The following is a 13,201-nucleotide window of genomic DNA, read 5'->3' as shown; positions in this document are numbered from 1 at the left end:
CGCGATGAGCGCGGCGGGCGGTGCGAGACTGAGGGGGATGTCCGAGATGCAGACCACGCGGCGCGGCCGCCCCGGGTACGACCAGCAGGGGATCCTCGCCGTCGCGGTGACCGCCTTCAACGAGCACGGCTACGACGCGACCTCGATCGGGATGCTCGCGGAGCGCCTCGGGCTGTCGAAGTCGGCGATCTACCATCACTTCGGGTCGAAGGACGAGATGCTCGACCGCGCCCTCGACAGCGCCCTCGGCGGACTGGAGGCCGTGGTCGACGCGCCCCTCCCGGACAGCGGGGGAGCCGCCGATGCGGTCGCCCGCCTGGAGCACGTGCTCCGCGGGGCCGTCCATGTGCTCGTGGACCAGCTCCCCGCCGTGACGCTGCTGCTGCGCGTGCGCGGGAACACCGACGTCGAGCGCCGCGCCCTCACCCGGCGGCGGGCGTTCGACCGCCGCATCACGGCCCTCGTCGCGGAGGCGCAGGCCGAGGGCTCCCTGCGCTCCGACATCGATGCGGCCGTCGTCGCCCGCCTGACGTTCGGCATGATCAACTCGATCGTCGAGTGGTATCGCCCCGGCGGTCGCGAGGGCGCCGATCGTCTCGCGGACGACGTCGTCGCGATCGCCCTCGACGGCCTCCGCCACCCCTGACCCGCGAGACCCCGTCTTCGCGCCGAGGCCCCGCCCTCTCCGCGTGGGAAGGGCGGGGCCTCGACGAGTGCCCGGGGTCTCGGGGGACTATGCGGCGGGGGTGAGCTCCTTCGCGACGAGGGTCAGGACATCGTAGGTCGCGACGAGCTCGTCGTCCTGGTTCTTCAGGACCGCGTCCCAGCGCACCTCGCCGTACTCGTCGGTCTCCCGCGGCGTGATCTGCTTGGCGGTGAGCTCGACGCGGATCTCGTCGCCGGGGGAGACCGGGGTCACGAAGCGCAGGTTCTCCAGCCCGGAGTTCGCGAGCACGGGCCCGGGAGCCGGGTCGACGAAGAGCCCCGCCGCCCACGACACGAGCAAGTAGCCGTGGGCCACGCGTCCGGGGAAGAACGGGTTCGCCGCCGCCGACGCCTCGTCCATGTGCGCGTAGAACGTGTCGCCCGTGAACGCCGCGAACGTCTCGATGTCGTCGAGGCTGACGGTGCGTGAGGGACTGACGACCTGGTCCCCAATGCGCAGCTCCGCCAGCGACTTGCGGAAGGGGTGCACGCCGTCGCCGGCGTCGAACGGACGGGCCGAGGCCCCCTGGTGCCAGACACCGGTGAGCGCGGTCATCATCTCCGGGGAGCCCTGCACCGCCGTGCGCTGCATGTGGTGCAAAACCGCCCGGATGCCACCGAGCTCCTCGCCGCCGCCGGCGCGGCCGGGGCCGCCGTGCACGAGGTTCGGGAGCGGGGAGCCGTGTCCGGTCGAGCTGCGGGCGTCGTCGCGGTCGAGGAAGAGCACGCGGCCGTTGTACGCCGCGATCCCCGCGGCCAGCGTCGTCGCGACCTCCGGGTCGTGCGTTGCGACGCTCGTCACGAGCGAGCCGCCGCCCCGGGCCACGAGCGCCGCCGCCTCGTCCAGCGTGCGGTAGCCGAGGATGCTGGAGACGGGGCCGAACGCCTCGATCTCGTTCACGGCGGGGCTCGTCGCATCGGTGAAGCGCAGGAGCATCGGCGCCACGAACGCGCCGTCCTCCGCCGGGCCCTCGCTGCCGTCCGCACGGCGGACCGTCGGGGCCTCGGGGGAGCCGATCACGAGCTCGCCGCCGCCCTCGCGGAGTCGCGCCACCTGCCGGAGCACCTCGTCGCGCTGGGCCGTCGAGGCGAGCGGTCCCATCGTCACGCCCTCGGCGCGCGGGTCGCCCACGACGATCCGCGCCGCGAGCCGGTCGCGCACGGCGGCGATCACGTCGTCCACCGCGTCCTCCGGCACGATCGCCCGCCGGATCGCGGTGCACTTCTGCCCGGCCTTCGACGTCATCTCCGCGACGAGCTGCTTCACGTAGGCGTCGAACTCCGGGGTGCCGGAGGCGGCGTCCGTGCCGAGGACCGAGGCGTTGATCGAGTCGGTCTCGCTGGTGAAGCGGACCCCGCCGGTCTGCACCGAGTCGTGCGCCCGGAGCCGCTCGGCCGTCGACGCGGAACCGGTGAACGCGACGAGGTCGCCCAGGCGGAGGTGGTCGAAGAGGTCGGGCACGCTGCCGGACACGAGCTGCAGCGACCCCTCGGGCAGCAGACCGGACTCGACCATCACGCGCACCATGGCCTCGGTGAGGTACCCGGTGGGGGTGGCGGGCTTCACGACCGTGGGGACACCGGCGAGGAAGGCCGGCGCGAACTTCTCCAGCGAGCCCCACACGGGGAAGTTGAAGGCGTTGATCTGCACCGCCACCCCGGGCAGCCGGGTGTAGATGTGCCGACCGAGGAAGGAGCCGTCTCGCGAGAGGTTCTCCACGGCGCCGTCGACGTAGACCTTCGCGTTCGGCAGCTCCCGGCGGCCCTTGCTGGAGTACGCGAAGAGCACGCCGATGCCGCCGTCGATGTCGACCCAGGAGTCCTGCGCGGTGGCGCCGGTGCGGCTGGAGAGCGCGTACAGCTCCTCTTTGCGGGCGGTCAACGCGAGCGCGAGCTGCTTGAGCAGCACGGCGCGCTGGTGGAACGTGAGCTCCCCGAGGGACGCCTGACCGGTGGTGCGGGCGAAGTCGAGCGCCGCGCCGAGGTCGAGGCCGGTCGTGGAGACGCGGGCGACCGTCTCTCCGGTCGAGGCGTCGCGCACCTCGGTGGCGTCCGCATCGGAGGCGGGCGTCCACCAGGAGCCCTGCACGTAGCTGGGGAGGATCTCGGTCATCGGGGTTCCCTTCATCAGTCGTCCCATTCGTAGAAGCCGCGTCCGCTCTTGCGGCCGAGGTGTCCCTCGGCGACGAGGCGGCGCAGCAGGGTCGGGGGTTCGAAGCGCGGCCCGAGCTGTGCCGCGAGGTACTCGGCGATGCCGAGCCGGACGTCCAGCCCGACGATGTCGGTGAGCCGGAGCGGCCCGACCGGGTGTTTGTAGCCGAGGGTCATGGCGGCGTCGATGTCGGCGGCGGAGGCGACGCCGTCCTCGAGCATCCGGATCGCCTCGAGGCCGAGGGCGACGCCGAGGCGGGAGGACGCGAAACCCGGGGCGTCGGCGACGACGATGGGCGTCTTGCCCAGCGCGCGGACCCAGGAGGCCGCGCCCGCGATGAGGGACGGTGCGGTCGCGCCGCCGCGGACGACCTCCACGAGCGTGGAAGCGGGCACGGGGTTGAAGAAGTGCATCCCGAGGAAGCGTCCGGGGCGGTCGAGCACGGCTGCGAGCTCGTCGATCGAGATGGACGAGGTGTTGGACGCGAGCGCCGCATCGTCCGCGAGGTGCTGCTCGACACGGGTGAGCGCCTCGATCTTGAGCGACAGCTCCTCCGGGACGGCTTCGACGACGAGGGTGCAGTCCGCGAGCAGTGCGGTGTCGGTCCCGGTCGCGAAGCGGGCGCGATACGCCTCGGCGGTCTCGACGGCCGTGCCGCGGGAGAGCGAGGCGTCGATCGACGCGTGCACGCGGGCGGCGGCGGCCGCGGCGGCGTCGTCGTCCCGCTCGACGACGGTCACGGGGGATCCGGCGAGGAGGAAGGCGTGGGCGATACCGGCGCCCATGCGTCCGCCACCCAGCACGCCGACGCGGGCCGGGACTGCGGCCTCGGGGGAGGAGGGCGTGCTCATCGGTCTCTCCGTTCCAGGAAGGCGGTCATGCGACGGTGCTTCTCCGGGCTCTCGAACAGCGCGGCCTGCTCCTCGAGGTCGGCTGCGGGGTGCTGGTCGCGCGGCGCCCGGAAGACCCGCTTGGTCGCGATGGTCGCCGCGGGGTCGTTGCGGGCGATGCGGTCGGCGACCGCGTGGGCGGCGGCGAGGAGATCGGCGGGTTCGTGCAGCGAGGAGACGAGCCCGATGCGGAAGGCCTCCTCGGCGTGCACGGTGCGTCCCGTGAGCAGCAGTTCGATGGCACGGGCGTCGCCCACGATCTCCTTGAGCCGCCAGCTCGCTCCGGCGGCGGCGAGGATGCCCAGGCCGGTCTCCGGGTTGCCGATCTTCAGGGTCGGCGTCGCGAGGCGGATGTCGGCGGCATACGCGAGTTCCGCGCCACCGCCGAGCGCGTAGCCGTCGATCGCGGCGATCACCGGCATTGGCAGCTCCGCGACGCGGACGAACGCGTGGGCGTTGATGCCGCGACGGGCGTCGTCGGCGCGACGGTCCCGGAGCTCCGCGATGTCGGCGCCCGCCGCGAACACCCCGTCGGCGCCGGTGAGGATGAGCGTGCGCGGCATCTCCTCCAGCTCGGCGCACAGCGCGTGCAGGGCGTCGATCGTGGCCTGGTCGATCGCGTTGCGCTTGTGCGGACGGTTCAGGGTCGCGACGACGCGGTCCGCGGTCCGGGTGACGAGCAGCGGCTCGTCCGCGCCCCTCACACCTTCTCCAGGATCACGGCCGCGCCCTGGCCGACGCCGACGCACATCGTGGCGAGGCCGTAGCGGGAGTCCTCGCGCTCCATGCGTCCCATCAGCGTCACGAGCAGGCGTGAGCCGGATGAGCCGAGAGGGTGGCCGAGGGCGATGGCTCCGCCGTCGGCGTTCACGCGGTCCTCGTCGAGGCCGAGCCGCCGGATGCAGGCGAGCGACTGCGAGGCGAACGCCTCGTTGAGCTCCACCGCGCCGATGTCGTCGAGGGAGAGCCCCGAACGGCGCAGCGCCTTCTCCGTCGCGGGGACCGGTCCGAGTCCCATGATCTCCGGAGCCAGGGCGGCGGACGTGCCGACGACGATCCGCGCGCGGGGCGTCAGTCCGTCGCGCTCGACGGCTTCGGCGCTCGCCACGAGCACGGCCGAGGCGCCGTCGTTGAGGGCGCTGGAATTGCCGGCCGTGACGACCTCTCCGCCGGCCACGACGGGGCGGAGGCGCGCGAGCACCTCGAGGGTCGTGTCCGGACGCGGGCCCTCGTCGACGAGCACCTCGCCGTCGCGGACCGGCACGCCGACGATCTCCGGGGCGAAGCGGCCCGCGGCGATCGCGGCGGCGGCGCGCTGCTGGGAGCGGACGGCGAAGGCGTCGGCCTCGGCGCGCGTGATGCCGTCGACGCGGGCCACCTCCTCCGCCGTCTCCGGCATGGTGAAGGTGGCCTTGTCCCGCGCGGCGAGCCGCGGGTTCGGGAAGCGCCAGCCGATGGAGGTGTCGAAGGCGGCTCCGGGCTTCGCCCACGCCTTCTCCGGCTTGGCCTGCACCCAGGGGGCGCGGGTCATGGACTCGACGCCGCCGGCGACGAGGAGATCGGCGTCGCCCGCGCGGATCGCCTGCGCGGCCATGGTCACGGCGGACATCCCGGAGGCGCACAGGCGGTTGACCGTGATGCCCGGCACGGTGTCGGGGAGACCGGCGAGGAGCACGGCCATCCGGGCCACGTTCCGGTTGTCCTCTCCGGCCTGGTTGGCGGCGCCGAGGATGACCTCGTCCAGCTCGGTACGCGCCGGGTCGAGCCCGGCGCGGCGCACGGCCTCGCCGACCACGAGCGCCGCGAGGTCGTCGGGACGGACGGCGGAGAGGGTGCCGCCGTAGCGGCCCACCGGGGTGCGGACCCCTCCGACGAGGTAGGCCTCTGGCATGCGGATCTCCTGACTTCGTCGTCCTGGTGTGGTCCGGGAGCGGCCGGTCGTGAATTACTGACCGATCGTAAGGTAATTATGGCACAGGCGCACGGCCGGCCGCGATCCCGGACCGGGAGTCAGACGCTGAGATCCACGCCCTTCGTCTCCTTCACCAGCGAGACGCCGATGAGCGAGATGAGCGACGCGACCGCGATGTAGACGCCGATCGTCCACGCGGCGTGGAACTGGTTCAGCAGCGCCTCCGCGATCATCGGTGCGAATGCGCCGCCGAGGATGGCGCCGAGGGCGTAGCCGATCGAGACGCCCGAGTAGCGCACGTTCGCGGGGAACATCTCGGCGTACAGCGCCGCCTGCGGCCCGTACGAGAGTCCGAGCGCGAACGTCATGACGAACAGGGCGACGAAGTACCAGACGATGTTCGCGGTGTCGATGAGGAACCACATCGGGATGGCCCACACCGCGAGGGCGACGTACCCGATCTGGAACGTGCGGATCCGGCCGAGACGGTCGGAGAGCGCCCCGCCCCAGAGGGTGAAGATCAGCCACCCGAACGAGGCCAGCGTCGTCGCCAGCAGCACCGGCGGGCGCTCCATGCCGAGGCCCGTGACCGCGTACGTCGCGAAGAAGGCGATCAGCAGGTAGCCCGCGGCGTTGTTCGCGATGAAGATGACGGCCGTGAGCACGACCTTCTTCGTGTGCGCGCGGAAGAGCTGTCCGAGCGGGGCCGAGGCCTCCTTGCGGCGGCGGCGGAGGTCTTCGAACACGGGGCTCTCGTCGACGGCGCGGCGGATGACGTAGCCGACCGCGATGAGCACGATGGAGAGCAGGAACGGGATACGCCAGCCCCACTCGAGGAAGGCCTCGGGAGACATCGAACTCGTGAGCGCCCACAGGGTGAAGGTGGCGAGGATCATGCCGACCGGCACGCCGATCTGCGGGAACGCGCCGAACAGGCCGCGTCGCGCCGACGGGGCGTGCTCGACGGCCATCAGGGCTGCGCCGCCCCATTCGCCGCCGGCCGAGAAGCCCTGCAGGATGCGCAGGAGGATCAGGAGGATCGGGGCGGCGACGCCGATGGCGGCGTACGTCGGCAGCAGGCCGATGAGGGACGTGGACAGTCCCATCATCACGAGGGTGAAGACGAGCATCTTCTTCCGGCCGAGCTTGTCGCCGAGGTGCCCGGCGACGATCGCACCGAGCGGGCGGAAGAGGAACGAGATGCCGATGGTCGCGAACGAGAGCACCTGGGCGAGCCCGGGGCTCGACTCCGCGATGGGAGCGAGGAAGAGCGGGGCGAGCACGAGGCCCGCCGCCTGGGCGTAGATGAAGAAGTCGTACCATTCGATCGACGTCCCCACGAGGGTGCCGGCGAGGACGCGCCGCTCCTCTGCGGGCATCCTTCCGGTCGACGAGGCGGCTGCGGTGGCTGAGGTCATGCGAACTCCGTTGTTCTGCGAGGGGGGAGCACCGACGCGGGTACGTCGGCGATGACTTACCGAATGATCGGTCAGTAATCGCCGAGCGTAGCGTATCGGCGCTCCGCCCACGAGGGTTCGCCGGCCGGATCGACCTCAGACCCTCCCGAAGGCGCGGAGCGGATGCTCGATGAGCTCCACCACGCGGCGGAGGAATCCCGCCGCGTACCCGCCGTCGCAGACCCGGTGATCGAACACGAGGGAGAGCTGGACGATGCGACGCGGCACGATCGCCCCGTCCACGACCCAGGGGCGCTCGATGATCCGGCCGATGCCGAGGATCGCGACGTCGGGGTGGTTGATGATCGCCGCCGAGCCGTCGACCCCGAGCCCGCCGTAATTGTTGAGGGTGAAGGTGGATCCGCGGAGCCGCTCGGGCGGCAGGGTGCCGGCGCGCGCGGTGGCCGCGAGCTCGCGCAGGGCGGCGTCGAGGTCGGTGACAGTGAGCCGGTGCGCGTGCGGGACGACCGGGACGAGGAGGCCGCGTTCGGTGTCGGCGGCGACGCCGAGGTTCACGCCCTCGAACGAGATCAGCTCGGAGCCGTCGTCGCTGAGCCGCGAGGCGAGCACGGGGTAGTCCTCAAGCGCGAGCAGCACGAACCGCGCGAGCAGCGCCGTGATCGACGGGGCCTTCCCGCCGTCGGGAGCCATCTGAGCGCGGAGATTCCAGAGATCGGTGGCGTCGACGTCGACCCACACGGTGGCCTCGGGGATCTCGGACCGGCTGCGGGCGAGCCGGGCGCTCACGGTGCGACGCAGCGGGGAGAGGCGCTCCCTGCTGCGGACCGGGAGGCCGTCGATCTCGCCGGTGGGAGCGGTCGCGGAGGTCGGCGTCGGGCCCGCGGCGACGCCGTCCACGGCGTGGTCCACAGCGGCGCGGAGCACGTCGGCGCGGGTGATCGCCCCGTCCGCTCCGGTGGGGGAGATCGCGTGCACGTCGAGGCCCAGATCGCGGGCGAGGCGCCGCACGAGCGGCGAGCGTACGGCGACCGGCGCGGGTCGTGCGGCGTCGCGGGCGACCGGTGCGGCTGACTCCGGAGCGGTCGAGGCGGGTGCTGCGGGTGCGGGCGCTGTCGAGACCGGCGCCGGCGTGGGGCGTGACGCCGCGGGGCGCCGTCGCCGACCCGTCGAGGCGGACGCGGAGGTTCCGTACCCGATGAGGACGTTGCCCGACCCCGCACGCTCCTCCTGCCGGTACGCCTCGTGCTCGGGCTGTGTGGCGGGGGCCTGCGGCGCGGACGCGGTCTCCTCGCTGCCGGGGTCGGCGACTTCCAGCACCGGGGCTCCGACGTCGATGGTGTCGCCGGGCGTGCCGTGCAGCGCCGTCACGACACCCGCGAACGGCGAGGGCAGTTCGACGACGCTCTTCGCGGTCTCGACCTCGGCGATGGCCTGGTCGGTCGTGATCGTGTCGCCGACGGCCACCAGCCACTGCACGAGGCCGGCCTCGGTCAGTCCCTCGCCGAGGTCGGGCAGGCGGAACACGCGGGCGGCGGTCTTCACAGGCGTGCTCATGCGTCGTCCTCCCAGTGCAGCGAGTCGATCGCGTCGAGCACGCGGTCGACGTCGGGCAGGTACCAGTGCTCGAACTTGGGGGGCGCGTAGGGGGTGTCGAACCCGGTCACCCGCCGCACGGGGGCCTCCAGGTACTCGAAGCAGCGCTCGAACACCCGGGCCTGGATCTCGGAGGCGACGCTGACGAAGCCCGGGGCCTCGGCGATCACGACCGCGCGTCCCGTGGACCGCACCGCCGCGGTGACCGTCTCGTCGTCGAAGGGGGAGAGGGAGCGCACGTCGACCACCTGCACGCTGCGCCCTTCGCCCGCGGCGACCTCCGCCGCCTCCAGCGCGAGCGGCACGGAGGCCCCGTACGCGAGAAGGGTCACATCGGAGCCGTCCCTGGCGATGCGCGCCGAGCCGATCTCCGCGGTCACCGCGGTGTCGACCTCGCCCTTCGACCAGTAGAGCTTCTTCGGTTCCAGGAAGACCACCGGGTCCGGCGAGGCGATGGCCGCGCGGAGCAGCGAGTAGGCGTCCTGCGGGGTGGACGGGCTCACGACCGTGAGGCCGGGCGTGTGCGCGTAGTACGCCTCGGACGAGTCGCAGTGGTGCTCGACGCCCCCGATGCCGCCGCCGAAGGGGATGCGGATCACGAGCGGCATGCGCATCCCGCCGCGGGTGCGGTTGCCGAGCTTCGCGACGTGGCTGACGATCTGCTCGAACGCGGGGAGGGCGAAGGCGTCGAACTGCATCTCGACCACAGGGCGCATCCCGTTCATCGCCATGCCGACGGCGGTGCCGATGATGCCGGACTCCGCGAGCGGGGTGTCGAAGCAGCGGTCCTCACCGAAGCGGGCGGTGAGCCCGTCGGTGATGCGGAACACGCCGCCCAGGGCTCCCACGTCCTCTCCGAACACGACCACGTCGGGGTCGGCGGCGAGGGCGTCCGCGAGGGCGCGGTTGAGGGCGGCGGCCATGGTCATGGTCGTGGTGGTGCCGACGGTCGTCGCGACCGGCGTCTCGTGCTCGGCGATGGTCATCGGGCGCCTCCGGTCGTCATCGTCTCGGCGGGGTGGGAGCGGGCGATCTCGTCGCGGAGGAGCTGCCACTGCTCCTCCCGCTGGGGCGAGCGGGTCGCTGTCACGAAGCGGAAGAGGTCTTCCGGGTCGAGCTCCGCATCGGTGTTCAGGGCGGTGCGCATGGCGGCGGCGATCTCCTCCGCGCCCGCGGCGAAGCGCGTCTCGGCCTCGTCGTCCAGCGTCCCCGTCGCGGTGAGGTGCGCGCGCAGGCGGACCAGCGGATCGCGGGCGAGCCAGGCCTGCACCTCCTCGCGTTCGCGGTAGCGGGTGTCGTCGTCGGCGTTGGTGTGCGCCTGCATGCGGTACGTGTGGGCCTCGATGAGGGAGGGGCCGCCGCCGGCGCGGGCGCGGTCGACGGCCTCCGTGAGCACCGCGAGGACCGCGGCCACGTCGTTGCCGTCGACGCGCTGCCCCGGCATGCCGTAGCCGACCGCCTTGTGGGCGAGGGAGGGGGCGGCGGTCTGCCGGGAGAGAGGGACCGAGATCGCGAACTCGTTGTTCTGCACGAAGAACACGACCGGGACGTGGAAGACGGCGGCGAAGTTCATCGCCTCGTGGAAGTCGCCCTCGCTCGTCGCGCCGTCGCCGCAGAGCGCGAGCACCACGGTGTCCTCGCCGCGGTGCTTCGCCGCCTGCGCGAAGCCGACCGCGTGCAGGAGCTGGGTCGCGAGCGGGGTCGCCTGCGGGGCGACGCGGTGCGCGCGGACGTCGTAGCCCGAGTGCCAGTCGCCCTTGAGGAGCACCATCGCCTCCGCAGGCGCGACGCCGCGGGCGATCACGGCGACCGAGTCGCGGTAGGTGGGGAAGAGCCAGTCGGTGTCGCCGAGCACCATCGCCGCCGCCACCTGGCAGGCCTCCTGGCCGTGCGACGACGGGTAGACCGCGAGGCGGCCCTGGCGCACGAGCGCGCCGGCCTGATCGTTGATACGACGGCCTTCGACGAGGCCGCGGTAGGCCGCCAGCAGGACGTCGGCGGCGGGGAGCGCGTAGATCTCGTCGGGGAGGGTGGTCCCGTCCTCGGCGATCAGTCGTACCGCGGTGTCGCGCGGGAGCATGTCGTGGGGCTGCATCCGTCCGCCTTCCTTGCCGAACTCGATGAGGACAGCATGCCGCGCATGCGACACTCATCCAAGATCCGTCGGGTGATCGTGGACGAGTGCGCTCCACATGTCAGAATGGCGTCCGAAGTGTCAGGATTTCCCGGACGCGAGAGGGGTGTCATGGCGGCGCTGGACGAGACGGATCGCGCGATCCTCGCGGAGCTGCGGCGGGATGCGCGGGCGTCCATGACCGCGATCGCCGAGGCGGTGCACATCTCGCGGGCGGGGGCGCATGCGCGGATCAAGCGCCTCACCGACGCCGGGGTGATCACGGGATACACCGTGCGCACCGACCCCGTGCTGCTGGGTCATCACGCGAGTGCATATGTCACGCTCGCGATCGAGCAGGCCACCTGGCAGGAGGTGAGCGCGCGGCTCCGGGCGATCCCGGAGATCGAGCACATGGCGCTCGTCGGCGGCGACTTCGACGTGCTGCTGCTCGTGCGCGCGAACGACGCCCGCGACCTGCGCCGCATCGTGCTGGAGGACATCCAGGCGATCCCGTCGATCCGCTCGACGCGGACGATCCTGATCTTCGAGGACTCCGACCGGGCGTGACGTTCTCTCCCGCGGTCGAGGGTACGGGCTTCTCACTGGGGTGCGGCGGGCGCCGGTGAGGTGCGGGGGTTTCGGCGGCGGCGGGCGGTGTGGATGCTGCGGTGCTGGGGAATGTCGATCGCGGGTCTCCGTGGATGCAGGAAGAGTCCCTCGCGCGTATCGGAATATTGCGCTGAACGGGGATTATCGGGCCTCGCAATGTCGGTGGCCCTCTGTTGAATCGTCGTATGGAAAGCACCCCGGCAGCGGTTCTCGACGACACGGTCGTCGCTCTCGACGCCGTGCTGCGATCCGGCACGGTGGGCGCTCTCGACGCGCGGGAGATGATGGACCTGCTGCGGGTCGCGGGCGAGATCCAGCGACGCGTGGAGGCTGTGATCGTGGACGCGGTGGCGAGCGCCGATCCGCGTCCGGCAGGGTCCGGGGAACCGGCGTTCTGCGGACGTTTCGGCTGCCGCTCGAGGAACGAGCTGCTGCAGCGTGTGCTCCGCACTGACGGCGCGTCCGCCGCGCGCCTCGTGAAGAGCGCGCGGTTGGTGCGGCGCGAGGTCGACCTCTCCTCCGGGGAGTGGCTGCCGGCGCGGTGGCCGGCGCTGCGCGAGGCCCTCCTCGACGGGGCGATCGGCGTGACCGGGTTGCTGGCCGCCACCGGGCCGATCGAGCAGGCCGGCCCTCGCGTGCGCCTCGCCGACCGCTGGGAGGCCGACGCGTATCTGGCGGAGGTCGCGCGGGGCGAGGAGAGTTGCGGCGGCGCCGAGAACAGTGATGATGACGAGAACGAGACCGGGCCGGCACCGACGCCCGAGGACCTGAGGGTGCGGGCGCAGATGATCGTGCAGTACCTCGATCCGGACGGCGCGGAGCCGGCGGAAGACATCGCGCTGCGGGCCCGGGGCGTCGTGCTGGGCCGCGTCAAGGACGGCGTGATCCCGATCCGCGGCGCGCTGTTGCCCGAGGTCGCGGGGCAGCTGCAACGGATCTGGGACGCGTATCTGAACCCGAAGGTCGACGGTCCGCCGCTTCCCGGCGTCCACTTCGTGCCGTCGGAAGTGCGTGACGACGCTGCTGGGGAGCAGCAGGCACCGGTCTCCCCGGATGACGATGTGCTCCCGGCCGGCGACGTCGGCGGGATGGTGGATGGGCGCACACGCGCGCAGAAGCAGCACGACGCGCTCGCGGCGGCCCTGGGGATCGCGGCCCGTCATGACGACATGCCGCGGCTGGGCGGTGCCGCGCCGACGCTCGTGGTCACGGTCGCCGCCGAGGACTATGCCACGGGGCACGGCTGGGCGCGGGTCGAGGGCGTCGAGACGCCGGTGTCGACGCGGGTGGCCGCGCACACGGCGTGCGGAGGGACGGTCCAGCGCGTCGTGCTCGGTGCCGGTGGAAGGATCGTCGGGCTCGGGTCGAGCGACCGGATCTTCACCCCCGCACAGCGCCGGGCGATCGGCGTGCGGGACGGCGAGTGTCTGATCCCCGGCTGTCACGTCCCGGCCGCCTGGTGCGAGATCCACCACGTCACGGAGCACGCTCGCGGGGGTCCGACCCACACCGACAACGGCGTCGCGCTGTGCTGGCACCATCACCGCACGTTGGACACCTCGGGCTGGCAGATCCGCATGCGAGGGGGAGTGCCGCAGGTGCGAGGGCCGGCCTGGTGGGATCCGAGACGACGATGGCGCACGCCGCGCCCGGCTCTTCCCGGCTCTCCGGACCGGACGGGGGCCCGATTCGCTCACGCGGGACCGGTCCGCGGACGCATCCTTCGCGCGGGGACATCTCCGGCGCGCTCCGCGACAAGTGCGGCGGGAAGGGCCGACCGAGAATGAGAAGAAGACCGGCGTCCGC

At 72.5% G+C, this 13,201-nt stretch carries 11 protein-coding genes; 3 read left to right on the top strand and 8 right to left on the bottom strand.

What is annotated here, in order from left to right; all coding sequences use genetic code 11:
• The first annotated feature begins 37 nt into the window (after positions 1-37).
• On the top strand, positions 38-646 hold the full coding sequence (locus AB1285_RS10550) for a TetR/AcrR family transcriptional regulator (RefSeq protein ID WP_280566701.1): 609 nt from the start codon (positions 38-40) through the stop codon (positions 644-646).
• 87 nt (positions 647-733) lie between these two features.
• Here the strand turns inward: AB1285_RS10550 and paaZ are convergent, their stop codons facing one another.
• From paaZ to AB1285_RS10510, 8 genes are all read right to left on the bottom strand, one after another.
• Positions 734-2,818, bottom strand: a complete 2,085-nt coding sequence (paaZ, locus tag AB1285_RS10545; protein WP_292797692.1) for a phenylacetic acid degradation bifunctional protein PaaZ — start codon at positions 2,816-2,818, stop codon at positions 734-736.
• A gap of 14 nt (positions 2,819-2,832) precedes the next feature.
• Positions 2,833-3,708, bottom strand: a complete 876-nt coding sequence (locus AB1285_RS10540) for a 3-hydroxyacyl-CoA dehydrogenase family protein (RefSeq protein WP_292797695.1) — start codon at positions 3,706-3,708, stop codon at positions 2,833-2,835.
• Positions 3,705-4,451, bottom strand: coding sequence for an enoyl-CoA hydratase/isomerase family protein (locus AB1285_RS10535; protein WP_259952026.1), 747 nt, complete (start codon positions 4,449-4,451; stop codon positions 3,705-3,707). Before AB1285_RS10535 ends, AB1285_RS10540 begins: the two co-directional genes overlap by 4 nt.
• Positions 4,448-5,638, bottom strand: a complete 1,191-nt coding sequence (locus AB1285_RS10530) for a thiolase family protein (protein ID WP_259952028.1) — start codon at positions 5,636-5,638, stop codon at positions 4,448-4,450. Before AB1285_RS10530 ends, AB1285_RS10535 begins: the two co-directional genes overlap by 4 nt.
• 119 nt (positions 5,639-5,757) lie before the next feature.
• The gene (locus AB1285_RS10525) at positions 5,758-7,077 is read right to left on the bottom strand and encodes an MFS transporter (protein WP_370428290.1); all 1,320 of its coding nucleotides are present in this window, start codon (positions 7,075-7,077) and stop codon (positions 5,758-5,760) included.
• Positions 7,078-7,212: 135 nt separating this feature from the next.
• Positions 7,213-8,631 (bottom strand): dihydrolipoamide acetyltransferase family protein, encoded by a 1,419-nt coding sequence (locus AB1285_RS10520; RefSeq protein WP_370428289.1) that lies wholly within the window; start codon positions 8,629-8,631, stop codon positions 7,213-7,215.
• The gene (locus AB1285_RS10515) at positions 8,628-9,656 is read right to left on the bottom strand and encodes an alpha-ketoacid dehydrogenase subunit beta (RefSeq protein ID WP_370428288.1); all 1,029 of its coding nucleotides are present in this window, start codon (positions 9,654-9,656) and stop codon (positions 8,628-8,630) included. Before AB1285_RS10515 ends, AB1285_RS10520 begins: the two co-directional genes overlap by 4 nt.
• Positions 9,653-10,765, bottom strand: coding sequence for a thiamine pyrophosphate-dependent enzyme (locus tag AB1285_RS10510; protein ID WP_292794331.1), 1,113 nt, complete (start codon positions 10,763-10,765; stop codon positions 9,653-9,655). The genes AB1285_RS10515 and AB1285_RS10510 overlap by 4 nt, the downstream gene beginning before the upstream one ends.
• 150 nt (positions 10,766-10,915) lie before the next feature.
• On the opposite strand from AB1285_RS10510, the gene AB1285_RS10505 reads away from it, so the two are divergent.
• Both AB1285_RS10505 and AB1285_RS10500 read left to right on the top strand, forming a co-directional pair.
• The gene (locus tag AB1285_RS10505; RefSeq protein WP_187663516.1) at positions 10,916-11,353 is read left to right on the top strand and encodes an Lrp/AsnC family transcriptional regulator; all 438 of its coding nucleotides are present in this window, start codon (positions 10,916-10,918) and stop codon (positions 11,351-11,353) included.
• Positions 11,354-11,580: 227 nt separating this feature from the next.
• Positions 11,581-13,182 (top strand): HNH endonuclease signature motif containing protein, encoded by a 1,602-nt coding sequence (locus tag AB1285_RS10500; RefSeq protein WP_370428287.1) that lies wholly within the window; start codon positions 11,581-11,583, stop codon positions 13,180-13,182.
• Positions 13,183-13,201 lie beyond the last annotated feature (19 nt).

Source organism: Microbacterium sp. NRRL B-14842, assembly GCF_050470785.1.
This window is presented reverse-complemented; position numbering and strand designations above follow the sequence as displayed.

Bases quoted from the DNA above. Each gene is read 5' to 3' on its own strand.
- AB1285_RS10550 (WP_280566701.1), top strand. From the start codon at position 38: ATGTCCGAGATGCAGACCACGCGGCGCGGCCGCCCCGGGTACGACCAG.
- paaZ (WP_292797692.1), bottom strand. From the start codon at position 2,818: ATGACCGAGATCCTCCCCAGCTACGTGCAGGGCTCCTGGTGGACGCCC.
- AB1285_RS10540 (WP_292797695.1), bottom strand. From the start codon at position 3,708: ATGAGCACGCCCTCCTCCCCCGAGGCCGCAGTCCCGGCCCGCGTCGGC.
- AB1285_RS10530 (WP_259952028.1), bottom strand. From the start codon at position 5,638: ATGCCAGAGGCCTACCTCGTCGGAGGGGTCCGCACCCCGGTGGGCCGC.
- AB1285_RS10525 (WP_370428290.1), bottom strand. From the start codon at position 7,077: ATGACCTCAGCCACCGCAGCCGCCTCGTCGACCGGAAGGATGCCCGCA.
- AB1285_RS10520 (WP_370428289.1), bottom strand. From the start codon at position 8,631: ATGAGCACGCCTGTGAAGACCGCCGCCCGCGTGTTCCGCCTGCCCGAC.
- AB1285_RS10515 (WP_370428288.1), bottom strand. From the start codon at position 9,656: ATGACCATCGCCGAGCACGAGACGCCGGTCGCGACGACCGTCGGCACC.
- AB1285_RS10510 (WP_292794331.1), bottom strand. From the start codon at position 10,765: ATGCAGCCCCACGACATGCTCCCGCGCGACACCGCGGTACGACTGATC.
- AB1285_RS10505 (WP_187663516.1), top strand. From the start codon at position 10,916: ATGGCGGCGCTGGACGAGACGGATCGCGCGATCCTCGCGGAGCTGCGG.
- AB1285_RS10500 (WP_370428287.1), top strand. From the start codon at position 11,581: ATGGAAAGCACCCCGGCAGCGGTTCTCGACGACACGGTCGTCGCTCTC.